The following is a 25499-nucleotide window of genomic DNA, read 5'->3' as shown; positions in this document are numbered from 1 at the left end:
CGCGCGGGTACGCGCGAGCAGAACCGCTAGTGTAAAGACGCCGCGCGCGGGCTGCCGGTCCGGTGCGCCGCGGCGTGACTTCGCGTGCGGGAATGTCGCCGGATGTCCGAGGATTTGCGACGGCTTTTCAGGCCATCGGTGCTTGCGGGTCTCAAGCACTCTCCGCCGCACAACCATACAAGCCGTCGCGCGACCGTGGGTTGCGTGGCTCCCGGAGAAAGGCATCTTCCATGCTCAAGAACCTGCGCCTGACGACCCGCATCACCGCCGGCGTCTCGATACTCGTGCTGCTGATCATCGTGAACAGCGTGGTCGGCGAACTGGCGCTGCGGGCGCAGATGTCGGGTGGCGATGCCAAGGCCGCCGAATCGGCGGCCGGCTTCATCCTCATGACCACCGTGCTGTCGGTCGTCTTCGGTGGCTGGATCGGCTGGGTGCTGCGGCAGTCGATCCGCCAGCCGGTCGAGCAGCTGGTGGACTCGGTCCAGCGCATCGCGTCGGGTGATCTCGTGACGCGCATCAGCTCCGAGGGCCGTGATGAAATCGCCTGGCTCAATCACGAACTCAACCAGATGCGCAAGAAGCTCGCCGCGACGATGCAATCGGTGCGCGGCGCGTCCGAGACCGTCACTCATGCCTCGGGCGAGATCGCGTCGGGCAATGCCGATCTCAGCGCGCGGACCGAAAGCCAGGCCAGCAGCCTGGAGCAGACTGCCGCGTCGATGGAGGAACTGACCGCCACCGTGCGCCAGAACGCCGACAACGCCCGCCAGGCCAACCAGCTCGTGATGCGGGCCAGCGACGTCGCGACACGCGGCGGCTCGGTGATGGGCGAGGTGGTCGCCACCATGGGCGACATCAATGCAAGCGCCCGCAAGGCGGTGGACATCATCTCGGTCATCGACGGCATCGCGTTCCAGACCAACATCCTCGCGCTGAACGCGGCGGTGGAAGCCGCGCGCGCGGGCGAGCAGGGCCGGGGGTTCGCGGTGGTGGCGAGCGAGGTCCGCTCGCTGGCCCAGCGCAGCGCCGAGGCGGCCAAGGAGATCAAGCAGCTCATCGGCAACTCGGTGGACAAGGCTGACGTGGGCGCGAAGCTCGTGGGCGAGGCCGGCTCGACGATGGACGAGATCCTCACGAGCGTGAAGCAGGTGACGGACATCATGGCCGAGATCTCGGCCGCGAGCGAAGAGCAGCGCCTGGGCATCGAGCAGGTCAATTCGGCCATCGAGCAGATGGATGGCACGACGCAGCAGAACGCGGCGCTGGTCGAGCAGGCCGCCGCCGCCGCCGAATCCCTGCGCGACCAGGCCGGCCGCCTGCAGGAGGCAGTGAGCGGCTTCCGCATCGCCTGAGGCGCATGGCCGCGCGGCGGTGGGCTTGAAAGACAGGCCCGTGTCGCTCATCTACGCAGCCCTCATTGGCGCACGACACGCGCGTCATGCATGAAGAACGGCCCGCCGGCATTGCGCCGCGCGGGCCGTTTTCATTGCTGCGTCGGCGCAGCTGCAAAGGCTTGCAGCTGCGCCGCGTCCGGCGTCAGGCGCCGAGCGCCTTGCCGACGATCTCGCGCACGTCGGGCGACAGCTCGGGCTTGTCGGCGACGCGCTGGAGCGCCTCGCGCATGCGGGCCTGGCGCTCGGGCGTGTGACGGCGCCAGCGGTCCATCGAGCGCGCGAGCCGCGCCGCGATCTGCGGGTTGAGGCTGTCGAGCCGCAGCACGTATTCGGCCCAGAGCTGGTAGCCGCTGCCGTCATCCGCGTGGAAATGGCGCGGATTGTTCATGCAGAACTGGAGGATGACCGAGCGCGCGCGGTTCGGATTGCGCAGGTTGAACGCGGCATGCTTGAGCAGCCCCAGCACATGCAGCACGAAGGGCTGGCTGCTGCCGTCAGGCACGCGGGCGGCGGTCGATTGCAGCGTGAACCACTTGTCGAGCACCAGCGCCTCGTTCTCGTAGCGCTGGAAGAAGTCGGCCAGCTCGGCCGTCGCCGCGCCGGCGTGGGCAAGGGCGGTGAGCGCGGCGAAGCGGTCGGTCATGTTGGTGGCGGCCGCGTACTGCTCGCGCGCGAGCTGGAGGCCGTCGCCTTCGATCTCGGTGAGGTAGCGCAGGCAGAGGTTGCGCAGGCCGCGCCGGCCGGCGCTGGCCGGATCGGGCCGGTACTCGCCGGCGGCCGCGAGCGCCACGCCGAGCGCGGTGTAGCGGGCGCGCAGCGAGTCTTCGAGGCCGGTGGCGACCTGGCGCTTGAGCTCGTCGCGCACGCGGGCGATGGCGGGCGCGTCCACCACGTCGAGCGTCTCGGCGATGTAGGCCTCGTCGGGCAGGGTGAGCGCCACTTCGACGAAGGCCGGGTCGAGGTCGGCTTCGAGCGTGCGGTGCATCGCCTCGACCAGCGCCGAGGTTTGCAGGCCGGCGTCCTCGCCGCGCAGGCGGGCGTGGATGACCGACAGCATCAGCTGCTGGCCGGCTTCCCAGCGGTTGAAGGCGTCGCTGTCATGCGCCATGAGGAAGGCGAGTTCTTCCACGCGCAGGTCGTGGTCGAGCACCACCGGCGCCGAGAAGCCGCGCAGCAGCGAGGGCACGGGCATGGCCTCGCCCGCGGGCAGGCCGGTGAAGGTGAAGCTCTGCTTCGCCTCCTTGAGGTGCAACACGCGCTCGGTCGGCGCCGGGCCGCTTTCGCCGTCGAGGCGCAGTGGCAGGTCGGCACCGTCGGCGCCGAGCAGGCCGATCACCACCGGAATGTGCAGCGGCAGCTTGACCGGCTGGCTCACCGAGGGCGCGGTGTGCTGGCTCAAGGTGATGGTGAGGCGGCCGGTGTTGCCGTCCCATTCGCGCTCGGCGCTCAGCACCGGCGTGCCCGACTGCGAGTACCAGCGGCGGAACAGGCTCAAGTCGGCCGTCTCGCCCAGATGCGCATTGGCCGCTTCCATCGCCGCGACGAAGTCGTCGCAGGTGACGGCCTGGCCGTCATGGCGGCGGAAGTACTCGTCCATCCCGCGCCGGAAGCCGTCGCGCCCGAGGATGGTCTGCTGCATGCGGATGATCTCGGAGCCCTTCTCGTACACGGTGGCCGTGTAGAAGTTGTTGATCTCCTGGTACTCGTCGGGCCGGATCGGGTGCGACATCGGGCCGGCGTCTTCCGGGAACTGCGCGGCGCGCAGCGTGCGCACATCGTCGATGCGCTTGACGGCCTTGCCCGAGGCGGCGACGGCCGCGTTGGGCGCCGCCGCCGCGATCATGTCCATCGAGAATTCCTGGTCGCGGAAGACCGTGAGGCCTTCCTTGAGCGACAGCTGGAACCAGTCGCGGCAGGTCACGCGGTTGCCGGTCCAGTTGTGGAAGTACTCGTGGCCGACGACCGATTCCACATTCGCGAAGTCGATGTCGGTGGCGACCTGCGGATTGGCCAGCACGAACTTGGTGTTGAAGATGTTCAACCCCTTGTTCTCCATCGCGCCCATGTTGAAGTCGGACACCGCCACGATCATGAAGCGGTCGAGGTCCAGCTCCAGGCCGAAGCGCTGCTCGTCCCAGCGGATGCTGTTGATGAGCGATTCCATCGCGTGATGGGTCTTGTCGAGATCGCCGTTCTCCACCCACACCTGCAACAGCGCCGTGCGGCCGGTGTTGGTGGTGATGGTCTGCTCCTCGCACACGAGGTCGGCCGCGACCAGCGCGAACAGGTAGCTCGGCTTGAGGAAGGGATCGTCCCACACCGCGTAATGGCGCCCGCCCGGCAGCTCGCCCTGTTCCAGCAGGTTGCCGTTGCCGAGCAGCACCGGATAGCGGGCCTTGTCGGCGCTCAGGCGCACGCGGTAGCGCGCCATGACGTCGGGCCGGTCCGGAAAGTAGGTGATGCGGCGGAAGCCTTCGGCCTCGCATTGCGTGAAGAAGCCGTTCTTCGACATGAACAGGCCCGACAGCGTGGTGTTGGCGCTCGGCTTGTTGGCGCTGACGGTGACGAGCGTGAAGCTGTCGGGCACGTCGGCGAGGGTGAAGCGGTTGTCGGCGATGACCGGCGTGACGGGCTGGCCGTCGAGCGTGGCCAAGATGAATTCGAGCGCCTCGCCGTCGAGCACGAGCATGCGCGGCGCGGTCGAGGCGGGATTGCGGCGGATGCCCAGCTTGGCCTCGACGATCGTGCGCTCGGAATCGAGGGCGATGTCGAGTTCGACGGTGTCAACGAGATAGGCGGGAACTTGGTAGTCGAGGCGGCGGATCGTGACGGGCTGGTCGGTGCGCATGAAGGCTCGCGAATTTCACCGTCACGGTGCGCGGCGGGGGCGCCGGTGACGGGAAAGGTTTGGAAACCGGGGATTCTAGTCGGCGACTTTTGGCCCCCGGGGCGTCTGGCATAGTCGGAAACGCGAGTTTCACGCCAGCCCCATGTGGGGGTTCAGACCATGACCCAGCTGTCCGTTTCCCGTCTGCTTGCCTTTGCGATCGCCGTCGTTGCCAGCTTCATGCTCGGAGCCTGCGCGACCACGCCGCCGCGTCTGCGCGCCGAGGTCACGGCCTTCAGCCAGTGGCCGGTGAGCGGCACCGACGGCGCCACTTACGCCTTCGAGCGCAAGCCAGGGCAGGGCGACAGCCTCGAGCATCGTGCCTATGAGGCACTCGTCGCGGAGCAGCTCGACCGCTTCGCGCTGCGGCCGGCGGCCGACGGCAGGCCGGCGCGCTTCACCGTGTCGCTCGACTGGTCGGTGAAGAAGCAGGAGACGAGCACGCTCGTGACCGACTGGCCCGACCCGCCCATGCAGAGCTGGGGCTTCGTCGGCTATTCGCGCTTCGGCCAGCCGGTGTACGGCTGGCGGCCCTGGGGCTGGGGCGGCTATTGGGGCGGGCCGATCACGCGCGAGGTGAGGCAGACGCTGTGGCGGCGCGAGATGCAGCTCAACATCCGAGAGGCCGGCGCCAAGGTGTGGGAAGGTCGCGCCGTGAGCGATGGCCGCACCGAGCAGTTCAGCGTGGTCGCGCCCTATCTGGCGCGCGCGCTGTTCGACGACTTCCCGGGCGTGAGCGGGCGGACACGGACGGTTGAAATGCCGATGGACGCGCAGCCCGCAAGCCTGCCGCCGGGATCGGGCGCGCCGGCCGGCGGTGCCGGCACCGAACCCTCCCGGACACCGGCGCCGGTGTCGCCCGCGACGGCGCCGGCCACGCCCGCGCGCTGACTGCCCGGCGCGGGACTGACTCCCGCGACTCGGCCAGTCCTACAGCCGGGCTGGCATCGCGCCGGCCCGATCGTGCTCGCCCCCGCTCCACCATTGCCCGGTTGCGCCGCCAGCCGGCGCCGGGCAACGGAGAGGGAAGGGCGAATGAGATTGCTGACCTGCGGCCACTGCGGCCAACGCGTGTTCTTCGAGAACGTCCTGTGCGGCGCCTGCGGCCATGCGCTCGGCTTCGCGCCGGACGAGATGGCGATGATCGCCTTCGACCTGCCCCCGGCCGCGCCGGCCATCGAGGCGGTCGCCGCCGACAGTGCGCCCGCGACGGTTCCACCTTCGGCCGCTGGCCTGCCGGGCCAGTCCGACCCGGCCAGCACCGCGACGGGCGCGCATCCGTCCCCCGCCACCGCGGCACCCGTCCCGGCAACGGAGGATGAGACGGCTTCGGCACCCGGTGCCGCCCTCCCGCCAGTCTGGAGCCGCGTCGGCAGCGACGGCCCGGCGCTGCGCCCCTGCGCCAACTACGTCAACGAGAACGTCTGCAACTGGATGGTCGCGGCCGACGACCCCAATCCGCTGTGCCGCAGCTGCCGCACCACGCATGTCATTCCCGCGCTCGGCAAGGACGACAACCGCCGCTACTGGTTCGCGCTGGAGCAGGCCAAGCGCCGGCTGCTCTACACGCTGCTCTGCCTTGGCCTGCCCTTTCCGCCGAAGACCGAGGATCCGGAACATGGCCTGTCCTTCCACTTCCTGGAGCAGGTCGATCCCGCCCAGCGCGTGCTGACCGGCCATGACCACGGACTCATCACCCTCAACATCGCCGAGGCGGACGACGCCCACCGCGAGGCCATGCGCACCTCGATGCACGAGCCCTACCGCACGCTGGTCGGCCATTTCCGCCACGAGTCCGGCCATTACTACTGGGACCGGCTCATCGATGGCTCGCCCTGGCTGGAGGAATGCCGCGCTCTCTTCGGCGACGACCGCGCCGACTACGGCGAGGCGCTCCAGCACCATTACAACGAAGGCCCACCGGCCGACTGGAGTACGCGCTTCGTCAGCAGCTACGCCACTGCCCACCCGTGGGAAGACTGGGCCGAATGCTGGGCCCACTACCTGCACTTCATGGACGGCCTTGAAACCGCCGCCGCCTGGGGCCTTAAGCTCGAAACCGTCACACCCGGCGCGTCACCCGTCATCGCCCAGGCGCCCGGCGTGAACGACGCCGCCGTCGGCCCGGCCCTCGTCGAGCGCTGGCTGCCGGTATCCCAATTCATCAACGCGATGACGCGCAGCCTCGGCCTGCATGACGGCTATCCATTCCAGATGCCGCCGGCCGTGGTCGCCAAGCTGGAGTTCATCCACAAGGTGGTGCGCGCGGCGGCGCTGGGCGAGGTGCCGATGCGCTTCGGTGCCGATGCGCCGGCGTCGACGGCCGAGGCACCGGCCGACAATGGCGCTGCCGGCGCAACCGCCGATGCCGGGGGTGGCGCGATCGCGGTCGGCAACGGCGCGATCGCCTTCAGCGACGGTTCACCGCCGACCATGCATGACACGTCGCGCATCACGCTGGTGGGCGCGGCGCCGCCAGCCGGCCCCGGCGAGCTGCCCGTCAACCCCGACGCGCCCGCCGGCCCCACGCCCCAATCGCCCGCGCCCGACGAAGCCGCCGACGCTCCTCAACCCCCGGCCGGCACGCCCGCGCCGCTGCCCGTGTGAGGCCCGCCATGCCCGATGGCTTCGATCCCGCCCGCGACCTGCGCCACATCGGCGAAGGCTCGCCGTTCCCGCGTGGCGCCACCTTTACCGGTGCCGGCGTCAACTTCGCCGTGTTCTCGGCCTACGCCACCAAGGTGGAGGTCTGCCTCTTCGACGAGCGCGGCGAAACCGAGATCGCCCGTATCGCGCTGCCCGAGTACACCGACGAGGTCTGGCACGGCTTCATCCCCAACCTCGGCCCCGGCACGCGCTACGGCTATCGCGTGCACGGCCCCTACGAGCCCGACGCCGGCCACCGCTTCAACCCCAACAAGCTCGTGCTCGACCCCTATGCCCGCGCCCACGCCGGCAGCCTGCGCTGGGGGCCGGAGCTGTTCGGCTATGAACTCGGCCATCCCGACGCCGACCTCAGCTTCGACAACCGCGACAGCGCGCCGCTCATGCCCAAGTGCGTGGTGGTGGATTCACGCTTCGAATGGACGCAGAAGGACGCCGTGCGCGTGCCCTGGGACCGCACCGTCATCTACGAGACCCATGTGCGCGGCTACACGATGCGCCACCCGCAGGTGCCCGAGCACCTGCGCGGCACCTTCGCCGGGCTGTGCGCCGACCCGGTGCTCGACTACCTGCGCCACCTCGGCGTGACGAGCATCGAACTGCTGCCCGTCCACACCTTCATCGACCAGAGCCAGCTGCTCGACAAGGGCCTGCGCAACTACTGGGGCTACGACACGCTCGGCTTCTTCGCCGCCGATCCGCGCTACTTCAGCGAGCCGCGCGTCGAGGAATTCAAGGGCATGGTCGACCGCTTCCACGCGGCCGGGCTGGAGGTGATCCTCGACGTGGTCTACAACCACACGCCCGAGGGCAACGAGCTGGGGCCGACGCTCGGCTTCAAGGGCCTCGACAACGCGAGCTACTACCGGCTCATGCCCGACCAGCCGCGCTACTACATCAACGACACCGGCACCGGCAACACGCTCAACCTGAGCCATCCGCGCGTGCTCCAGATGGTCACGGACAGCCTGCGCTACTGGGCCACCGAGATGCATGTGGACGGCTTCCGCTTCGACCTCGCGACCATCCTCGCGCGCGAGCCGCACGGCTTCGACGACGGTGGCGGCTTTCTGGACAGCTGCCGGCAGGATCCGGTGCTGTCGAGCGTCAAGCTGATTGCCGAGCCTTGGGATTGCGGGCCGGGCGGCTATCAGGTCGGCGGCTTTCCGCCCGGCTGGGCCGAATGGAACGACCGCTTCCGCGACACGGTGCGTGCCTTCTGGAAAGGCGACGAAGGCATGGCGCCCGACCTCGCCGCGCGCCTCACCGCAAGTGGCGACCGCTTCAACAAGCGCGGCCGGCGGCCTTGGGCGAGCGTCAACTTCATCACCGCGCATGACGGCTTCACGCTCGCCGATCTCGTCAGCTACAACGAGCGCCACAACGAGGCCAACGGCGAGGACAACCGCGACGGCCACGGCGACAACCGCTCATGGAACTGCGGCGCCGAAGGCCCGACCGACGATGCCGAGGTGCTGGCCCTGCGCGCGCGCCAGCAGCGCAACCTGCTTGCGACGCTGCTGCTGGCCCAGGGTACGCCGATGCTGCTCGCCGGCGACGAATTCGGCCGCAGCCAGCAGGGCAACAACAACGCCTACTGCCAGGACAACGAGATCTCGTGGGTGGACTGGGAGGGGCGAGGCGAGACGGGCGAGCAGCTCGCGGCCTTCGTGCGCAAGCTGCTGCGTATCCGCCACCAGCTGCCGGTGCTGCGACGCGGGCGCTTCCTCACAGGAGAGTTCAACGAGGAACTCGGCGTGAAGGATGTGACTTGGCTCGTGCCGGGCGGCGGCGAGCTGATGCCCGAGCAATGGGACGACCCGCAGCTGCGCTGTCTCGGCATGCTCATCGACGGCCGCGCGCAGGCGACTGGCATCGTGCGGCCGGCCGGCGACGTGACGCTGCTGATCGTGCTCAACGCCTGGCACGAGCCGGTGGATTTCGTGCTGCCCGAGGTGCCCGGCGGTCGCGCGTGGACCCGGCTGATCGATACGGAAGCACCGGACGCCGAAGCGTTGCCCGCGCATCTGGCAGGCGAGGCCCGGACGGTGCCGGGACGGTCGCTGCGCCTGTATGCGCTCGAAGCCGAGGGAGAGGCCGCGCGGGTACTCGCGGCGCTGGAGCGGGAGCTGATGGCGGTGAAATGACGGATACGTCGCGCGGGTGGGAAGGCCGCGCCGGCGCAGTCGTGGCGAACGATCAGAACATCGGCCGTCCGGATACCGCCATCTCGCGGTGCAGGCCGATGTCACCGAGCGCGGCGGCGTCGAGCACGCGCAGCCGGCCGCTCGACAACTCGTACACGCCCAGGGCCAGCAGCCGGCGCAAGGTCTTGTTGGTGTGCACGAGCGAGAGTCCGAGCGCATCGGCGATGTGCTGCTGGCTGACCGGAAACGGTACGGTCCCGCTGGCATCGGCCAGGTCGCGTTCAACGGCGCGCGCATACACATGCAGGATGAGCGCGGCCATGCGTTCATCTGCGCTGCGTCGCCCGACCGACAGCAGACCTTCCTCCGACTGCCGTCTTTCGTTGGCGGCGAGCCAGAGCAGGTCGAGGGCGAAGCTTGCATCCTGCTGGGCCGAGTCGAGCAGGCGCTGGCGCGGCAGCGTGAGCAGGTCGACCTCGTTCAGCGTCTCGACGCCGTAGGGATACATCGGGGCGCCCGGCTCAAACACACCAATCAGATCACCCGGCATCAGAAAGCCGAGGATCTGGCGCCGGCCGTCTTCCAGCGACTTGAAGCGGAAAGCCCAACCCCCACGCAGAAGATGGATGTTGAGGGTGTCATCACCCTCATGGGCGATGATCTGGCGCGGGCCGAGAACCACGCGCTTGCCCCGCAGCTCCTCGATGAGCCGACGGCGCGGATGACCGTATTGACCGGGTGAGAGGCGAGCGCCCGTTTCGTCACTGCTGGTTTGGGACATTGGATCCGCTGCCGTCACCGGAAACCGCCCGAGCCGTCATCCGCCGGAGCTGGCGGATGCACGTTCGATGTATTGCTGCGTTGCGCCAGAAGAACTGCTTTTCTGTCCAGCGAAAACAGCAATGGGGCCGCGTCCTGATGCGTATGTGGTGTGTGTTTTTTCTCGGCCGGAGCGTATCGGCGAGCATGGTTGATGGCTATGTTCTAAGACATACCGTCAGATGGACGGCACGTCCTTTTATCGTCGCCGGTGCTTACATCCTGAACAGGACGGCATGCCTGAACGGTCGGCAATCTCACAGTGACGGCGAACCTTGTTCGCGCGAACTTCACCGGGAGAGGCCATGCAAGCAAGCGACTTCAACGATGCTCAGGTGGCGGTTCTCGTCGCCGACGGATTCGAGCAATCGGAGCTCACCGGACCCTGCGAGGCGCTGGAAGAGGAGGGCGCTCGCGTGGTGCTGATCTCGGCCGGGCTCGGCATCGTGCATGGCATGCGTCATGACGAAGTGCTGGACGAGTTCGAGATCGATAAAACCTTCTTCGGCGTGTCCGCCGAGGAGTTCGACGCGGTACTCGTGCCAGGTGGCCATCGCAGCGCCGCCACCCTGCGCGAGATTCCGGAGGCGATCACCTTCATTCGCCATGCCTTCGAGCTGGATCTGCCGGTCGGCGCGATCTGTCATGGCCCCTGGCTGTTGGCGTCCGCCGGGCTGGTTGCCGGTCGCACGCTCACGAGTGCGCCACCGATCGCCGACGACATCCGTGCGGCGGGTGGCAACTGGGTTGATCGCGAAGTTGTCGTTGATGGCAAGTTGGTTAGCAGTCGCGGTCCGGATGACATTCCGGCCTTCAGCCGCGAACTGATTGTGGCCTTGCGTACCCGGCAGACCCGTGACAAGGCAAAAGTCGGCACGCCGACCGTGACCTGAGTCTTGAGTCCGACGCTGGGTCCGAGGCCATCCCTGCCCGGTACTGAGCCGGACAGGATTGACGGCGCTTGCGTTGCGCTGTTTTAGGCGACGCTCCGGCGCAGGCAGGGGTTGGTTGGCCATCACGCCAGGTGGCTGGCGATCGCAGGCGTGTTTCGGGACGCGGCCGTTGCAAGCAATCCCTTGCAATGCGTCTTGCCCGGGTCCGGCGGTTTCCGGCGACGGTCGGCAGGGCGGGGCCGATTGCTAGACTGGACACCTTCTTGTCAGCGCGTTTTTCGCAGGCCGATCGTGTCCAACCGTCCCATCCGCTCCCGTTTTGCTCCCTCGCCGACCGGCTTCCTCCATCTCGGCGGCGCCCGCACGGCGCTCTACGCCTGGGCGCTCGCGCGCCATTCCGGCGGCACCTTCGTGCTGCGCATCGAGGACACCGACGTCGAGCGTTCCACGCCGGCGGCCGTCCAGGCCATCCTCGACGCCATGCAATGGCTCGACCTGAGCCATGACGAAGGCCCGTTCTATCAAATGCAGCGCATGGACCGTTACCGCGAGGTTGTGGCCCAGATGCTCGCCGACGGCACGGCTTATTACTGCTACTGCTCGCCGGCCGAAGTCGAGGCCATGCGCGAAGCCCAGCGCGCGCGTGGCGAGAAGCCGCGCTACGACGGCCGCTGGCGCCCCGAGCCCGGCAAGACGCTGCCGCCCGTGCCGGAAGGCGTGCAGCCCGTCGTGCGCTTCCGCAACCCCGTCGACGGGGAGGTGAGCTGGGAAGACTTCGTCAAGGGCCGCATCACCATCGCCAACCGCGAGCTTGACGACCTGATCATCGCCCGCCCCGATGGCACGCCCACCTACAACTTCTGCGTCGTGGTGGACGACTGGGACATGGGCATCACCCACGTCATTCGCGGCGACGACCATGTCAACAACACGCCGCGCCAGATCAACATCCTCAAGGCGCTCGGCGCGATCGTCCCCGAGTACGGCCACGTCCCGATGATCCTCGGCCCCGACGGCGAGAAGCTGTCCAAGCGCCACGGCGCCGTGAGCGTCATGCAGTACGACGACGACGGCTATCTGCCCGAGGCCATGTGCAACTACCTCGCGCGCCTCGGCTGGAGTCACGGCGACGACGAGCTGTTCACGCGCGAGCAGTTCGTGAGCTGGTTCGACGTCTCGCACCTGAGCCGCTCCGCCGCGCAGTGGGACCCGAAGAAGCTCAACTGGGTCAACCATCACTACATGAAGCAGGCTGATCCGGCGCGGCTTGCCGGCCTGGTCAAGCCGCGCATCAAGCGTCGCGGCGGTGTCGTGGAAGGCGGCGTCGATCTGGTCACCGCCGTGCTCCTGCTGCGCGACCGAGCCGAGACGCTGGAGCAGCTCGCCGATGCGGCCATGCTGTTCTACGCCCCGTTCAGGGACGACGCCGAGCTGCGTGCCCAGCATGTGACCGCCGCCGTTCGCCCGGCGATCGCTGCTTTCGCCGATCGCGCCGCAACCATTGAATGGAAGCGGGAGGCGATCGCCGCGCTCATCAAGGAAGTCCTGAAGGAGCAGGGCATCAAGATGCCGCAGCTCGCCATTCCGTTGCGCGTGCTGGTCTGTGGACAGACGCATACACCGTCGGTCGATGCGGTGCTGGAGCTGTTCGGCCGCGACATCGTGCTGGCGCGGATCGCAGCCGGCCTCGACGCAGCCTGAGTAGCAATTTAGCGACGCTGCAACACAAATGCGACAAGGGGGTTGCCAAGGCAGCGGCAGCTCCCCATAATTCGGCTTCTTCGCTGCTGACGCAGAAAAGCAAAAGCAACGAAGCGCTGCACATCGCAAGGGGGTATAGCTCAGCTGGGAGAGCGCTTGCATGGCATGCAAGAGGTCAGCGGTTCGATCCCGCTTACCTCCACCATTAACGGTGATGCGGCGATTGTGAGGTGATTCGGGTTTGAAGTGTCCCTATCGTCTAGAGGCCTAGGACACCGCCCTTTCACGGCGATAACCCGGGTTCGAATCCCGGTGGGGACGCCAAACCCGAGTCACCTCGGATGCCAGGGAAATGGCTTAGCAGATTTGCTAGGCCATTTTCATTTAGGCGACGGCAGTAATGCCTGCTTGTCTTGTTGTTGCGGGTCCCTATCGTCTAGAGGCCTAGGACACCGCCCTTTCACGGCGATAACCCGGGTTCGAATCCCGGTGGGGACGCCAGTCAAATCGTTCCGCAACAATCAGCATGATGTTCAAAGCCCGCGCATGCGGGCTTTTTCATTGCTGCTGCCGATTGCGCACCTATCAGGGGAAACGACGGATTCCCCGATGCGTCGTAAGCATTGGCCACTGCATGGCCGTTTCTCTATGGTTGACTGTGGATCGACGCTCAGACCAAGAGATTCAGACCGTGCCCAACTCCCCCGCCACCTTTACCGACCCGGAACGCGCCGCTGAGCATGTCGAGACGTTGTACGCCGACAGCATCCGGCAGTTGCGCGATGCGCTGCGGCGTTTTGTCGCCGGCGAAGACATTGGCCCGCACGTCCGCGCCTGCTATCCCTATGTGCGCGTGCATACCGATACCGTGGCCCGCGCCGATTCACGCCTTGCCTACGGCTTCGTCGCCGGCCCGGGCACCTACGAGACGACGCTCACCCGGCCCGACCTGTTCGCCGACTACTACCGCGAGCAATTTCGCCTGCTGCTGCGCAACCACGGCGTCGCGCTCGAAGTGGGGCTGAGCCAGCAGCCGATCCCGATCCACTTCTCCTTCGCCGAGCACGATCACATCGAGGGCAGTCTCACCGCCGACCGCCGCATGCGCATGCGCGACCTGTTCGACCTGCCCGATCTCGGCGCGATGGACGACGGCATCGCCAACGGCACGCACGAGACTGCGCCCGGCGAGCCGCATCCGCTCGCGCTGTTCACCGCGCCGCGCGTGGACTATTCGCTGCACCGGCTGCGGCATTACACGGGCACGGCGCCCGAGCACTTCCAGAACTTCGTGCTGTTCACGAACTACCAGTTCTACATCGACGAGTTCATCAAGCTCGGTCATCAGCTCATGGCAAGCCCGGCCAACGGTGGTGAGAACGATGCGTACTGCGCCTTCGTCGAGCCGGGCAATGTGGTGACGCGCCGTCTCGGCCACGGCGCCGAACCCGGCGATGCCCTCGGCGCACCGCCGCCGCGGCTGCCGCAGATGCCGGCCTATCATCTGGTGCGCAAGGACCGCGCGGGCATCACGATGGTCAACATCGGCGTCGGGCCGGCCAATGCTAAGACCATCACCGACCACATCGCCGTGCTGCGCCCGCATGCCTGGATCATGCTCGGCCATTGCGCCGGCCTGCGGAACACGCAGAGCCTGGGCGATTACGTGCTGGCCCACGGCTATGTGCGCGAGGACCATGTGCTGGATGAAGACCTGCCGCTGTGGGTGCCGATTCCGCCATTGGCCGAGGTGCAGCTCGCGCTCGAAGGCGCGGTCGAGGACGTGACCCGGCTTGAGGGCTACGAGCTGAAACGCATCATGCGCACCGGCACCGTCGCGAGCACCGACAACCGCAACTGGGAGCTGCTGCCGCAGCGCACGCCCGAGCGCCGTTTCAGCCAGAGCCGGGCGATCGCGCTCGACATGGAGAGCGCGACCATCGCCGCCAACGGCTTCCGCTTTCGCGTGCCCTACGGGACGCTGCTGTGCGTGAGCGACAAGCCGCTGCACGGCGAGATCAAGCTGCCCGGCATGGCCAACCACTTCTACCGCGAGCGGGTCGAGCAGCATCTGCGCATCGGCATCCGCGCGATCGAGCGGCTGCGCCAGCAGGATCTCGATCATCTGCACAGCCGCAAGCTGCGCAGCTTCGCCGAGGTCGCCTTCCAGTAACCGGGCGTGCCGCTTGACCGCCGTCAAGGCGGGTCAGGGCGTCGCGGGCGGAGCCTGCCCCTGGTTGCACACGCATCAGGAGGTAAGCCATGGGCAAGTTCATGAAGGCCGCGGTCGTCCGCGCATTCCAACAGCCGCTCGTCATCGACGAGGTTCCGGTGCCCGAAGTGGGGCCGCGGCAGATTCTCGTGAAGATCGCCGCGAGCGGCGTCTGCCATACCGACCTGCACGCCGCCGACGGCGACTGGCCGGTCAAGCCGAATCCTCCGTTCATCCCTGGCCACGAGGGCGTGGGCTGGGTCGCGGCGGTGGGCGCGGGCGTGACGCATGTGAAGGAGGGCGACCGCGTCGGCGTGCCCTGGCTCTACAGCGCCTGCGGTCATTGCGAGCATTGCCTCGCGGGCTGGGAAACCCTTTGCGGCGAGCAGAAGAACACCGGGTACTCGGTCAACGGCGGCTATGCCGAATACGTGCTGGCCGACCCCGACTTCGTCGGCAAGCTGCCCGACAAGCTCGGCTTCGTCGAGCTGGCGCCGGTGCTGTGCGCGGGCGTCACCGTGTACAAGGGCCTGAAGATGACCGACACCCGGCCCGGCCAGTGGGTCGCCATCTCGGGCATCGGCGGGCTCGGGCACATGGCGGTGCAGTACGCGCGGGCGATGGGGCTGCGCGTCGCGGCCATCGACATCGACGACGCCAAGCTCGCGCTCGCGCGCCAGCACGGCGCCGAGCTGCTGGTGAACGCGAAGGACCAAGACCCGGGCAAGGTCATCAAGGAGGCGATCGGCGGGGCGCATGGTGTGCTCGTCACGGCGGTGTCGCGCAGCGCCTTCGCGCAGGCGATCGGCGCGGTGCGGCGCGGCGGCACGGTGTCGCTCGTGGGGTTGCCGCCGGGCGACTTTCCGCTGTCGATCTTCGACATGGTGCTCAACGGCATCACGGTGCGCGGGTCGATCGTCGGCACGCGGCTCGACCTTCAGGAGGCGCTCGACTTCGCGGCGGCCGGCAAGGTGCACACCACCGCGAGCACCGACCGGCTGGAGAACATCAACGCGATCTTCGACCGCATGCGCGCGGGGCAGATCAACGGCCGCGTCGTGCTCGACATGGCTGCCTGAAGCTCCACGTCGGCGCGCGCCCGCAGACCTGCGCGCGCCGGTGTTTCCCGGGGCGGTTCCCCTTGCTGTCCCGGCTTTTTGAAGCCCTCCGCCGCGTCTGGCGAATCGCGCCGGCCGGCTTGAGGACGGCACGGTCCCGACGCCCGACGCAAGTTGACAGGCACCGCAGCACCGGCCATCCCGTGCGGATGTGACCGCGTCCGCGCCTGCGCCGCCCCGGGCTAGCATCCGGGTCATCGCCAACAATCACAGCCCCGCCATGCTGACGGCCGCCCGCTCCGCCGCCTCGCGCCAGCTCGTCTTTCTGGGCGGGCTGGTGATCGCGCTCGGGCCGCTGCTGCGCGGCCGGCCGCTGTTCCGCGCCAAGGATTTCGCGCGCGTGCTGGCCGATTGCAGCATCCACGCGCTCGGCATCACGAGCCTGGTCAACGTGCTGGTCGGCGCCATCCTCGCTTTCGTGGGCGCGGTGCAGCTCGTGAAGTTCGGCGCTGGCATCTTCGTGGCCGATCTGGTGGCGATCGCAAGCTCACGCGAGATGGCTGCGGTCATCACGGCGGTGGTGCTGAGCGGGCGCACCGGCGCCGCCTTCGCGGCCGAGCTGGCGACGATGCAGGCCAACGAGGAGATCGACGCGCTCGAAGTGCTCGGCCTGCCCGCCATCGACTACCTCGTGCTGCCGCGCGTGATCGCGCTCGTGCTCATGACGCCGCTGCTCTACGTGTACGCCTGCGTGACGAGCCTGCTCGGCGGCTTCGCGGTGGGCGCGGGCATGTTGCGGCTCACGCCCTCGGCCTACTTCGACCGCACCTTCGAGGCGCTCGATTTCACTTTCTTCGCGCTCGGCTTCGGCAAGTCGCTCGCGTTCGGCGCGCTCATCGCGCTCGCGGCTTGCTATTGCGGGCTGAATGCCTCGCGCAACGCGGCTGGTGTGGGCGACGCGACGACGCGCGCGGTGGTGTCGGGCATCGTCGGCGTGATCGCGCTCGACGCTGTATTTGCCGTGGCGGCCAATGCGATGGGGATCTGACATGGCGCTCGTCTCGGTACGCGACCTGGAGATGCGCTTCGGCGAGCGGCTGATCCAGCGCGGCATCAGCTTCGATGTCGAGCCGGGCCGCATCTTCGTGGTCATGGGCGGCAGCGGCTGCGGCAAGAGCACGCTGCTCAAGCACATGATCGGGCTGATCGAGCCGGCCGCCGGCAGCATCGCCTACGAGGGCGCCGACTACTGGCGCGCCGATGACCGCAAGCGCTTGCAGATGCGCGAGCACTTCGGCGTGCTGTTCCAGGGCGCGGCGCTGTGGTCGTCGATGACGCTGCTCGAAAACGTCTGCGTGCCGCTGGAACGCCAGGGCCGGCTCGACGCTCCGGCGCGCGAGGCGAAGGCGCGCGAGCTGCTCGGGCTCGTGGGGCTCGGCCGCTTTGCCGACTTCTTCCCGGCCGACATCAGCGGCGGCATGAAGAAGCGCGCCGGCCTCGCGCGCGCCATCGCGGGCGAGCCGAGGCTGATCTTTCTCGACGAACCCTCGGCCGGCCTCGACCCGATCAGCTCGAAGAAGCTCGACGACCTCATCCTGCGGCTGCGCGACCATTGCGGCGCGGCGGTGGTGATGGTCACGCACGAGCTGCCGAGCATCTTCGCGATCGCCGACGACGGCATCTTTCTCGACGCCGACAGCAAGCATCCGATCGCGCGCGGCAATCCGCGCGAGCTGCGCGACGGCTGCGATCACCCGACGGTGCGCGCCTTCCTGCGGCGCGAGGATGTGCCCGATCCGGTCCCGGAGCCGGGCGCGTCCGATGCCGTGGGCGCCGACGCCCTCAACTCACGCCGGGAGGCCGGATGAAAAGCAATGCCCTCAAGGTCGGCCTGTTCGTCGTGGCCGCCTTCGTGCTCATGGGGATCGGCGCGGTGCTGCTCGGCGGCACGGCGCTGTTCGCCAAGACGACGCGCGCCGTCACCTATGTGGACGGCACGGTCAGCGGCCTGTACGTGGGCGCGCCGGTCACCTTCCGCGGCGTGAAGGTCGGGCAGGTGGAGGACATCGGCATCGAGGTGGATGCGAAGACGCTCGCGGCGCGCATCCCGGTCGTGCTGCAACTCTCGCCGCGCGCGGTGCGCATCGACGGCGGCGGCGCGAAGCCCGGCTTCGATGTTGCGGAGCTGGTGCAGCGCGGCCTGCGCACCCGGCTGATGCTGCAAAGCTTCGTGACCGGCCAGGCGGCAATCGACCTCGACTTCCGACCCGACACCGCGCCGCATTTCGTGCGCGAGACCGATCCGGCCGAAACGCCGCCCGAGATCCCGATGATCAAGGACCGCTTCAGCGACCTGATCGACCAGCTCGCCGACGTGCCGGTGCGCGACACCTTCCAGCAGCTGCGCGACACGATGAAGACGCTCGACGTGACGCTAGCCGGCGCGCGAGACCTCATGGCCGCGAGCACCGCCGAGGTGGGTCGCACCGGCGTTGAGCTGCGCCGCACGCTGCTCCAGGCCAACGGCGCGCTGCGCACGGTTGAGCAGAGCGCCAACGCGACGATGGGCAGCATCCGCCAGCTGGCCGACACCACGCGCGGCACGCTCGGCGCCGCCGGCCCCGAGCTGCATGCCACGCTCGCCGCGACGCGCGAAGCCTCGCAGGCGGCCCAGGCGGCGATGACCCGACTGTCCGACCTGACCGCGCCTGGCTCGGCCGGCCGCGACGATCTCGAAAGCGCGCTGCGCGATCTTGCGCAATCGGCGCGCAGCCTGCGCGCGCTGTCCGAAACCCTCGACCAGCAGCCGAACGCGATCCTGTTCGGCAGGGAGTCGCAATGAAGCTCACCCCGATCCTCGCGCTCGCGCTGGTCCTGCTGGCCGGCTGCGCCGCGCGCGCGCCTTCGCTGCAACTCGTCGCGCTGCCGGCGGCACCGGTCGCGTCGGCCGCGCCGCAGGTGAACGGTCTCGTGCTCACGCTGCGCCGCGTGGCGCTGCCCGAGTACCTGCAATCGCGCGAGGTGCGCTTTCGCGATGGCGCGGCGGGCGTGACAAGCTGGCCCGGCAGCGTCTGGGCCGAGCGCGTGGAAGTGGGCGCGACGCGCGAACTGGCGATCGCGCTGCGGCGCGCGCTGCCGGCGGTGCTGGTATGCGACAGCGCCTGCGCCGAAGCGATGCCGACGCGGCGCGTGCTCGCGGTGGACGTCGTGAAACTCGATGTGGACCGCGCGGCGCGGCGGCTGGACAGCGAGTTGCGCTGGTCGCTGCTCGATCCGCGCTCGGTGCAGACGGCGCCGGTAACGGGCGTGGTCGCGCGCTCGCTGCCGCTCGACGGCGACAGCGCGGAAGCGGCGGCGCGCGGGCTGTCGGCGCTGCTGGGCGCGGCGGCGGAGGATGTGGCGCAAACGCTTGCAGCGCGGGCGGCGGCGGGCGGCTGAGGGCATCGCTCTGGCACAGTGCGACCGCGATCGCCGGCGCGGGCTGGCGCGGGCAAACCCACATTCCGCATCCATGTTCACTTCGACCTTCACCTTCCTGCCCGGCGACTACGACGCCGAGTTCCACGCGCTCGACGCGGTCATCGCCGAGGCGGCGCGCGGCATCGACGGCTATCTGGGCGAGGAAAGCTGGGAGAACCCGGCGACCGGGCTGGTCTCGAACGTCTATTACTGGCGCACTCGCGAGGCGCTGGACGCGCTCATGACCCATCCGGCGCACATCGAGGCCAAGCGTCGGCAGGCGAGCTGGCTCAAGGGCTATCAGGTGGTGATCGCCGAGGTGGTCGGCAGCTATGGCGACGGACGCATCGCGCATCCGCTGGCGGTAATCGGCTCGCTGGCGGGGCGCGGCGGCGCTGCTGCCGACTGATGCTCCCCGGCCGGCGGCAGACCGCTCGCGCATCAACGCCCGCGGGCGGCCTCGCGCGGGCCGGTGCAGCGCTGATCAGCGCGTGCGCACCGCCGTCTTCGGCCGGAAGGCCTTGCTGATCGCCGGATCGGTCTCGATCCACGGCCCGCCGATGAGGTCGATGCAATAGGGCACGGCGGCGAACACGCCTTCCACCATCGGCTTGCCGTCGGCATCGCGCAGGCCCGCCAGCGTCTCGCGGATCGACTTGGGCTGGCCCGGCAGGTTGATGAGGAGCGCCGCATGGTCGGGCGTCTCGCGGATCACGGCCACCTGGCGCGACAGGATCGCGGTCGGCACGAACTTCAGGCTCACCTGGCGCATCTGCTCGCCGAAGCCGGGCAGTTCCTTGGTGCCGATGGCGAGCGTCGCCTCGGGCGTCACGTCGCGGCGCGACGGGCCGGTGCCGCCGGTGGTCAGCACGAGGTCGCAGCGTTCGGCATCGACCAGCTCGACCAGCGTCGCCTCGATCACCGGGCGCTCGTCGGGGATGAGCTTTTCGACGACCTCGATCGGGTTCTTCACCGCGCTGGCGAGCCATTCGCGCAGCGCCGGCAGGCCGGCGTCCTGGTAGGTACCGGCGCTCGCGCGGTCGGAAATCGACACGAGGCCGATGCGCACCGGCTGGAGGGGGAGGGCGTCGGTGCTCATGCGTCTTCCTGATTGTCGTCGATGGCTTCGTCTTCGGCCTTGCCGCCGCCGAGCGCCGTCGCCTTCAGATGCTGGAACAGCTCGCGGAAGGCCTTGGGCGGCTTGTTGTCGGCCTTCTCGCGGCGCGCCTGGCGGATGAGGTTGCGCAGATCCTGAAGGTCGTCGATGCCGTACTCGTCGGTCCAGGCCTTGAGCGCGGCGTCGTCCTTGATCAGGCGCTCGCGCCAGCGTTCGAGGCTTTGCAGCAGCTTGACCTCGTCGCGCGACTGCTGGGTCACGATGAGGTAGCCGCGCTTCATGCGCTCGACGGTCTCGTCGTCGAGCGAGCGCATCAGCTTGCCGAGGTACTGGCGCTGGCGGCGCAGGCCGCCGTGGGCGGTGATGCGCTGCGTGTCGCGGACGGCGGTCGCAATCTCGTCGGGCATGTCGATGCGAGCGAGCTGATCCTTGCCCAGCTCGACGAGCTGCTCCGCAAACGCTTGCAGCGCCTCGCTTTCGCGCTTGAGCTGCGACCGCGACGGGCCGTAATCGTCGTCGTCATCCGGCATTTCTTCGATGCGCGATTTCATGCGTCCCCTTGCCGAGCGGCCTTGCTTGAATATGAAAATTGATGATTCATGACGTGCCTTGAAGCCTTGCGCGGCAGAAATGTTGCTGTCACGCGCTTGCTATGATAGCCGCCACCTCCCGCCGACTCTTCGCGCGACTCGCGCGCCACTGCCGAACGCCATGTCCAGCCAATTCAACTACCCGCTCGACCACCTGCGTGAACTCGCCGAGAACGTCCTCCACATCGCCAAGACACGAGGCGCCACCGAGTGCGCGGTCGAGGTGAGCGAGGGCGGCGGCATGTCGGTCAACGTGCGTCGCGGCAAGGTCGAGACGATCGAGCAGAACCAGGACAAGGGCGTCGGCCTGACCTGCTATCTCGGCAAGAAGAAGGGTCATGCGAGCACGTCCGACTTCTCGCTCAAGGCGCTGGAAGACACGGTGCAGGCGGCGCTCGACATCGCGCGCTTCACCTCGCCCGACGAGTTCTCCGGCCTGCCCGAAGACGAATTCTTCGAGCGCGAGCCGATGGACCTCAAGCTCTACAAGCCCTGGAACATCACCGCCGACGAGGCGATCGAGTTCGCGCGGCGCGCCGAGGATGCGGCCTTCGCCGTCGATCCGGCCATCCGCAACAGCGACGGCGCGAGCGTGTCGGTGCAGCACGCGCAGTTCATCTCGGCCAATTCGCGCGGCTTCATGGGCGGCTATCCGCATTCGCGCCATTACCTGACGGTCGCGCCGATCGCGCGCGTGCGCCGCGAGATGGAGCGTGACGACTGGTACACCGCCAGCCGCGACCCGAAGAAGCTCGCCGCGCCCGAGGCCGTGGGCGAGTACGCGGCGCGCCGCGCGCTGTCGCGCCTCGGCGCGCGCAAGATCAGCACGCGCAAGTGCCCGGTGCTGTTCGAGGCGCCGCTCGCGGGCGGGCTGCTCGGCAGCTTCGTGCAGGCGATCTCGGGCGGCGCGCTCTACCGCCGCACCACCTTCCTCGCCGATTCGCTCGGTACCCAGGTGTTCCCGTCGCATGTCAGCCTCACCGAGGATCCGCACATCAAGGGCGCGATGGGTTCGGCGCCCTTCGACGAGGAAGGCGTGCGCACCCGGCAGCGCGACGTGGTGCGTGACGGCATCGTGCAGGGCTATTTCCTGTCCACTTACTCGGCGCGCAAGCTCGGCATGCGCACGACGGGCAACGCGGGCGGCTCGCACAACCTGGTGCTGTCGTCGGCGCTCACGAAGCGCGGTGATGATTTCGAACGCATGCTCAAGAAGCTGGGCACCGGCCTGCTCGTGACCGACCTCATGGGCCAGGGCATCAACTACGTGACCGGCGACTACTCGCGCGGCGCGGCCGGGCATTGGGTGGAGAACGGCAAGATCGTCTATCCGGTCGGCGAGATCACCATCGCCGGCAACCTGCGCCAGATGTTCGAGAACATCGTCGCGATCGGCGCCGACCGCATCTCGCGCGGCACCAAGACGACCGGCTCCATCCTCATCGGCGAGATGATGATCGCCGGCAGCTGAGGCGGTTCAACCGCGCGGCGGCAGCGGCACCGTGTCGGCCATGTAGGACGGCACCGGTGCCGGCGTGGCGGGCGAGGGGCCGGCCACCGGCGCGCTCGTGAGGCGCTGGTTGGCTACGGCGAGCCGTTCGGCCAGCAGGCTCAGGAAGGCGCGGTTGAAGCGCAGCTGGCAGCCTTCGCTCGCGGCGGCCAGCGCCGTCGGCGAGACCCGGATGAGCGTGCAGGGCGTGACCGTGACCACATCGGCGCTGCGGCGCGCGGCGGGATGGCTCGCATCCTCGGCATGGTCGAGGCCGGCCAGATAGCCCATCTCGCCGATGCTGTCGCCCGGGCCGAGCGTGGTGATGAGCTTGCCCATCTTGGTCACGCGCACCTGACCTTCGGCGAGGATGAAGAAGTCGGTGCCCATGTCGCCCTCGGCGTACAGGCGCTGGGCATGGCCGCGGCGCTGCCAGTCGGCGAAGCGCACCACCTCCCACAGCTGGGCTTCGTCGAAGCGGTCGAAGAAGCGCAGGCTCTTGAGCAGGCTGAAGCGCTCGGTATCGGCCACTTCGCGGGCGCGGATTGAGCGCGGCTCGGCGCGCGCGGCACGGGCCAGATCGGCGGCCAGCGCATCCCAGCTCTGGTAGCGCTGGGCGCGATCCTTGGCCATCGCCTTGAGCGTGATGGCCTCGATGTTCTCGGCCACGCCCGGGCGCAGCTCGGACGGCAGCGGCGGCGTGGAATGCAGCACCTGATAGATCATGGCCGCGTTGTTCTGCGCCTCGAAGGGCAGGCGGCCCGTCAGCAGCTGGTACATCACCACGCCGAGCGAATAGATGTCGGTCTGGTGCGAGAGCGCACCTTCCGAAATCTGCTCGGGCGACATGTAGGCCGGCGAGCCGATGCCTTCCACCAGCGTCGAATCCTCGGCGAGGTTCATCGCGGTGCCGAAGTCGGTCAGCTTCACGTCGCGTACCTCGCCGTTCTCGCTGTTGACGAGGATGTTGGCCGGCTTGACGTCGCGGTGGGTGATGCCGATGCGGTGGGCGAACTCAAGCGCGCGCGCGCACTTGAACATCACTTCCACCACCTTCTCCTGCGGCAGCAGGCGCTCGGGGCGGCAGAACTGCTCCAGCGTGCCGCCCGGCACGTATTCGCTGACGATGTAGCGCAGGTCGCCCTCGTCCACCGCGTCGAGGATCATCGCGATGTGCGGGTGATGCAGCTTGCCCGCCAGATGCGCCTCGACCGCGAACAGCTTGCGGTAGACGTGGGAATAGCGCTCGTCGCGCAGGGTTTCTGACTTGGCCACCTTCACGGCCACGAGCCGTTCGGTGAACGGATCGCGGCACAGCCAGACGTTGCTCGAACTGCCCTCGCCGATGCGGCGGATGAGCTCGTACTTGCCGATGCGTTGATCCATGGACGAAGACATGAAGACGGTGCGCGCGACCTGTGTTGTTGTCGGCTCAGCCGCCCAGACGGGCGCGCGCTGCGGCGACCTGGGCGCGAACCTGGTTGGGAGCGGTGCCGCCCACATGATCGCGCGCCGCGACCGAGCCTTCGAGCGTGAGCACGGCCTTGGCGTCGTCGCCGACCAGTGCGCTGAAGGCCCTAAGCTCTTCCACGCTCAGGTCGGACAGGTCGCAACCGCGTTCCACACAGGCCTTGACGGCGCGTGCCACGGCTTCATGAGCATCGCGGAAGGGAAGGCCGCGTTTCACCAGGTAATCCGCGAGATCGGTCGCGGTGGCATAGCCCTGGAGCGCGGCGGCGCGCATCGCCTCAGGCTTCACGCGGATGCCGGCGGCCATGTCGGCGAAGATCGTGAGCGTGTCGACCAGCGTGTCGGCGATGTCGAACAGCGGCTCCTTGTCTTCCTGGTTGTCCTTGTTGTAAGCGAGCGGCTGGCCCTTCATGAGCGTCACGAGGCCCATCAGATGGCCCACCACGCGGCCGGTCTTGCCGCGCGCGAGCTCGGGCACGTCGGGGTTCTTCTTCTGCGGCATGATCGACGAGCCGGTGCAGAAGCGGTCGGCAAGGTCGATGAAGCCCACGCGCGGGCTCATCCAGATGATGAGTTCTTCCGACAGACGCGAGATGTGCACCATCACGAGCGAGGCGGCGGCGCTGAATTCGATCGCGAAGTCACGGTCGCTCACGGCGTCGAGCGAGTTGCGCGCCACGGCGTCGAAGCCGAGCGTGCGCGCGACGCGCTCGCGGTCGATCGGGAAGCTCGTGCCGGCCAGCGCGGCGGCGCCGAGCGGCAGGCGGTTGACGCGCTTTCGCACGTCGAGCATGCGTTCGGCGTCGCGCGCGAACATCTCGACATAGGCAAGCAGGTGGTGACCGAACACGACCGGCTGCGCCACTTGCAGATGGGTGAAGCCGGGCAGGATGGTGTCGGTGTTCTTTTCGGCCACATCCACCAGCGCGAGCTGGAGCTTGCCGAGCAGGCCGACGATGCGGTCGATCTCGTCGCGCAGCCACAGGCGGATGTCGGTCGCGACCTGGTCGTTGCGCGAGCGGCCGGTGTGCAGGCGCTTGCCCGCGTCGCCGGCAAGCGCAGTCAGCCGCGCTTCGATATTGAGATGAACGTCTTCAAGCGCCAGTTGCCACTCGAATTGACCGCTCTCGATTTCGTGAACAATCTTTTCCATCCCCGCGCGGATGGCCGCGAGATCATCGGCGCTCAGGATGCCGACATGGTTCAGCATCTCGGCGTGCGCAAGCGAGCCCTGAATGTCATGGCGCCAGAGGCGGCGATCGAAATCGACCGAGGCGGTGTAGCGCTGCACGAGTTCGGACACCGGTTCATCGAATCGGCCTGACCATGCTTCGTGCTTTTTGTAAAGCTGCTCTGTCATAATCTTTGAATACAAAAAAGGCGGTTGCGGTCTTGCCGGATGTGTAGCGCGGAAGCTTCCGCAGAACCGGCTGGGCGGGTTCGACGATCGCCTTGGCTTGCCCGGATTCCGGGGCCAGTCGCCGAGTGTCGGGCGGCTGACGCGAAGCAGCAGCGTGCCGTGATTGGCGGGCCGTCATGACAGACGGCCGCCGGGTGCGGTGCCAGGCTTCAAGGCGCGCCGACACGGGCGGATAC

Annotated in this window: 20 protein-coding genes and 3 tRNA genes; 17 read left to right on the top strand and 6 right to left on the bottom strand. The window is 68.3% G+C overall.

Translation table 11 applies throughout. The features are described from left to right. Positions 1-230 precede the first annotated feature (230 nt). Positions 231-1355: a methyl-accepting chemotaxis protein gene (locus tag H566_RS0101535; protein ID WP_034410267.1), complete on the top strand. Its 1125-nt coding sequence runs from the start codon at positions 231-233 to the stop codon at positions 1353-1355. A gap of 184 nt (positions 1356-1539) precedes the next feature. Here H566_RS0101535 and pepN read toward each other — a convergent pair whose 3' ends face one another. Next, positions 1540-4245: an aminopeptidase N gene (gene pepN, locus H566_RS0101530; protein WP_028310033.1), complete on the bottom strand. Its 2706-nt coding sequence runs from the start codon at positions 4243-4245 to the stop codon at positions 1540-1542. 159 nt (positions 4246-4404) lie between these two features. Between pepN and H566_RS0101525 the strand changes: the two genes are divergently transcribed. From H566_RS0101525 to glgX, 3 genes are all read left to right on the top strand, one after another. Continuing rightward, positions 4405-5175: a DUF4136 domain-containing protein gene (locus tag H566_RS0101525; protein ID WP_028310032.1), complete on the top strand. Its 771-nt coding sequence runs from the start codon at positions 4405-4407 to the stop codon at positions 5173-5175. Positions 5176-5319: 144 nt separating this feature from the next. Continuing rightward, a complete protein-coding gene (locus H566_RS27090) occupies positions 5320-6891 on the top strand; it encodes a zinc-binding metallopeptidase family protein (protein ID WP_084544636.1) in 1572 nt (523 codons plus the stop codon). A gap of 8 nt (positions 6892-6899) precedes the next feature. After that, positions 6900-9095, top strand: a complete 2196-nt coding sequence (gene glgX / locus H566_RS0101515; RefSeq protein WP_051377821.1) for a glycogen debranching protein GlgX — start codon at positions 6900-6902, stop codon at positions 9093-9095. A gap of 52 nt (positions 9096-9147) precedes the next feature. On the opposite strand, the gene H566_RS22290 is transcribed toward glgX, so the two are convergent. Beyond that, on the bottom strand, positions 9148-9876 hold the full coding sequence (locus H566_RS22290) for a Crp/Fnr family transcriptional regulator (protein WP_084544634.1): 729 nt from the start codon (positions 9874-9876) through the stop codon (positions 9148-9150). Between the two features lie 343 nt (positions 9877-10219). Between H566_RS22290 and H566_RS22285 the strand changes: the two genes are divergently transcribed. From H566_RS22285 to H566_RS22270, 12 genes are all read left to right on the top strand, one after another. Then, entirely contained in the window at positions 10220-10807 is a 588-nt protein-coding gene (locus H566_RS22285) for a type 1 glutamine amidotransferase domain-containing protein (RefSeq protein WP_051377817.1), read from the top strand. 291 nt (positions 10808-11098) lie between these two features. Next, on the top strand, positions 11099-12508 hold the full coding sequence (gltX, locus tag H566_RS0101500; protein WP_028310030.1) for a glutamate--tRNA ligase: 1410 nt from the start codon (positions 11099-11101) through the stop codon (positions 12506-12508). Positions 12509-12637: 129 nt separating this feature from the next. Beyond that, positions 12638-12713, top strand: a tRNA-Ala gene (locus tag H566_RS0101495). Between the two features lie 43 nt (positions 12714-12756). Beyond that, positions 12757-12832 (top strand) — tRNA-Glu (locus H566_RS0101490). A 101-nt stretch (positions 12833-12933) separates the two neighbouring features. After that, positions 12934-13009: transfer RNA gene (locus H566_RS0101485), tRNA-Glu, on the top strand. A gap of 190 nt (positions 13010-13199) precedes the next feature. Next, the gene (locus H566_RS0101480) at positions 13200-14681 is read left to right on the top strand and encodes an AMP nucleosidase (protein WP_245591259.1); all 1482 of its coding nucleotides are present in this window, start codon (positions 13200-13202) and stop codon (positions 14679-14681) included. A gap of 89 nt (positions 14682-14770) precedes the next feature. Beyond that, a complete protein-coding gene (adhP, locus tag H566_RS0101475; protein ID WP_028310028.1) occupies positions 14771-15799 on the top strand; it encodes an alcohol dehydrogenase AdhP in 1029 nt (342 codons plus the stop codon). A gap of 259 nt (positions 15800-16058) precedes the next feature. After that, positions 16059-16826 carry an MlaE family ABC transporter permease gene (locus tag H566_RS22280; RefSeq protein ID WP_051377812.1) on the top strand — a complete coding sequence of 256 codons (768 nt, stop codon included), beginning with the start codon at positions 16059-16061 and terminating at the stop codon, positions 16824-16826. 1 nt (position 16827) lies between these two features. Next, positions 16828-17646, top strand: a complete 819-nt coding sequence (locus H566_RS22275) for an ABC transporter ATP-binding protein (RefSeq protein ID WP_084544633.1) — start codon at positions 16828-16830, stop codon at positions 17644-17646. Next, positions 17643-18620: an MlaD family protein gene (locus H566_RS0101460; protein ID WP_028310027.1), complete on the top strand. Its 978-nt coding sequence runs from the start codon at positions 17643-17645 to the stop codon at positions 18618-18620. Before H566_RS22275 ends, H566_RS0101460 begins: the two co-directional genes overlap by 4 nt. Continuing rightward, entirely contained in the window at positions 18617-19216 is a 600-nt protein-coding gene (locus H566_RS0101455; RefSeq protein WP_028310026.1) for a PqiC family protein, read from the top strand. Before H566_RS0101460 ends, H566_RS0101455 begins: the two co-directional genes overlap by 4 nt. Positions 19217-19289: 73 nt before the next feature. Next, positions 19290-19646, top strand: a complete 357-nt coding sequence (locus H566_RS22270; protein WP_051377810.1) for an antibiotic biosynthesis monooxygenase family protein — start codon at positions 19290-19292, stop codon at positions 19644-19646. Between the two features lie 75 nt (positions 19647-19721). On the opposite strand, the gene mog is transcribed toward H566_RS22270, so the two are convergent. Continuing rightward, entirely contained in the window at positions 19722-20336 is a 615-nt protein-coding gene (gene mog, locus H566_RS0101445; RefSeq protein ID WP_034410264.1) for a molybdopterin adenylyltransferase, read from the bottom strand. Then, positions 20333-20905 carry a ribosome biogenesis factor YjgA gene (gene yjgA / locus H566_RS0101440; protein WP_028310024.1) on the bottom strand — a complete coding sequence of 191 codons (573 nt, stop codon included), beginning with the start codon at positions 20903-20905 and terminating at the stop codon, positions 20333-20335. The genes mog and yjgA overlap by 4 nt, the downstream gene beginning before the upstream one ends. Positions 20906-21065: 160 nt before the next feature. Between yjgA and pmbA the strand changes: the two genes are divergently transcribed. Further along, positions 21066-22415, top strand: a complete 1350-nt coding sequence (gene pmbA, locus H566_RS0101435; RefSeq protein ID WP_028310023.1) for a metalloprotease PmbA — start codon at positions 21066-21068, stop codon at positions 22413-22415. A 6-nt stretch (positions 22416-22421) separates the two neighbouring features. Here the strand turns inward: pmbA and H566_RS22265 are convergent, their stop codons facing one another. Then, a complete protein-coding gene (locus tag H566_RS22265) occupies positions 22422-23819 on the bottom strand; it encodes a serine/threonine-protein kinase (RefSeq protein WP_084544631.1) in 1398 nt (465 codons plus the stop codon). A gap of 46 nt (positions 23820-23865) precedes the next feature. Beyond that, positions 23866-25263, bottom strand: a complete 1398-nt coding sequence (gene argH / locus H566_RS0101425) for an argininosuccinate lyase (RefSeq protein WP_028310022.1) — start codon at positions 25261-25263, stop codon at positions 23866-23868. Positions 25264-25499: the final 236 nt, after the last annotated feature.

The sequence above is a fragment of the Derxia gummosa DSM 723 genome, assembly GCF_000482785.1.
Taxonomy (GTDB): domain Bacteria; phylum Pseudomonadota; class Gammaproteobacteria; order Burkholderiales; family Burkholderiaceae_E; genus Derxia; species Derxia gummosa.
Note: the sequence above shows the minus strand (reverse complement) of the source record. Positions and strands in the feature narration are given on the sequence as shown.

Coding starts and splice junctions, on each gene's coding strand:
- H566_RS0101535 (WP_034410267.1), top strand. CDS start 231: ATGCTCAAGAACCTGCGCCTGACGACCCGCATCACCGCCGGCGTCTCG.
- pepN (WP_028310033.1), bottom strand. CDS start 4,245: ATGCGCACCGACCAGCCCGTCACGATCCGCCGCCTCGACTACCAAGTT.
- H566_RS0101525 (WP_028310032.1), top strand. CDS start 4,405: ATGACCCAGCTGTCCGTTTCCCGTCTGCTTGCCTTTGCGATCGCCGTC.
- H566_RS27090 (WP_084544636.1), top strand. CDS start 5,320: ATGAGATTGCTGACCTGCGGCCACTGCGGCCAACGCGTGTTCTTCGAG.
- glgX (WP_051377821.1), top strand. CDS start 6,900: ATGCCCGATGGCTTCGATCCCGCCCGCGACCTGCGCCACATCGGCGAA.
- H566_RS22290 (WP_084544634.1), bottom strand. CDS start 9,876: ATGTCCCAAACCAGCAGTGACGAAACGGGCGCTCGCCTCTCACCCGGT.
- H566_RS22285 (WP_051377817.1), top strand. CDS start 10,220: ATGCAAGCAAGCGACTTCAACGATGCTCAGGTGGCGGTTCTCGTCGCC.
- adhP (WP_028310028.1), top strand. CDS start 14,771: ATGGGCAAGTTCATGAAGGCCGCGGTCGTCCGCGCATTCCAACAGCCG.
- H566_RS22280 (WP_051377812.1), top strand. CDS start 16,059: ATGCTGACGGCCGCCCGCTCCGCCGCCTCGCGCCAGCTCGTCTTTCTG.
- H566_RS22275 (WP_084544633.1), top strand. CDS start 16,828: ATGGCGCTCGTCTCGGTACGCGACCTGGAGATGCGCTTCGGCGAGCGG.
- H566_RS0101460 (WP_028310027.1), top strand. CDS start 17,643: ATGAAAAGCAATGCCCTCAAGGTCGGCCTGTTCGTCGTGGCCGCCTTC.
- H566_RS0101455 (WP_028310026.1), top strand. CDS start 18,617: ATGAAGCTCACCCCGATCCTCGCGCTCGCGCTGGTCCTGCTGGCCGGC.
- H566_RS22270 (WP_051377810.1), top strand. CDS start 19,290: ATGTTCACTTCGACCTTCACCTTCCTGCCCGGCGACTACGACGCCGAG.
- mog (WP_034410264.1), bottom strand. CDS start 20,336: ATGAGCACCGACGCCCTCCCCCTCCAGCCGGTGCGCATCGGCCTCGTG.
- yjgA (WP_028310024.1), bottom strand. CDS start 20,905: ATGAAATCGCGCATCGAAGAAATGCCGGATGACGACGACGATTACGGC.
- pmbA (WP_028310023.1), top strand. CDS start 21,066: ATGTCCAGCCAATTCAACTACCCGCTCGACCACCTGCGTGAACTCGCC.
- H566_RS22265 (WP_084544631.1), bottom strand. CDS start 23,819: ATGGATCAACGCATCGGCAAGTACGAGCTCATCCGCCGCATCGGCGAG.
- argH (WP_028310022.1), bottom strand. CDS start 25,263: ATGACAGAGCAGCTTTACAAAAAGCACGAAGCATGGTCAGGCCGATTC.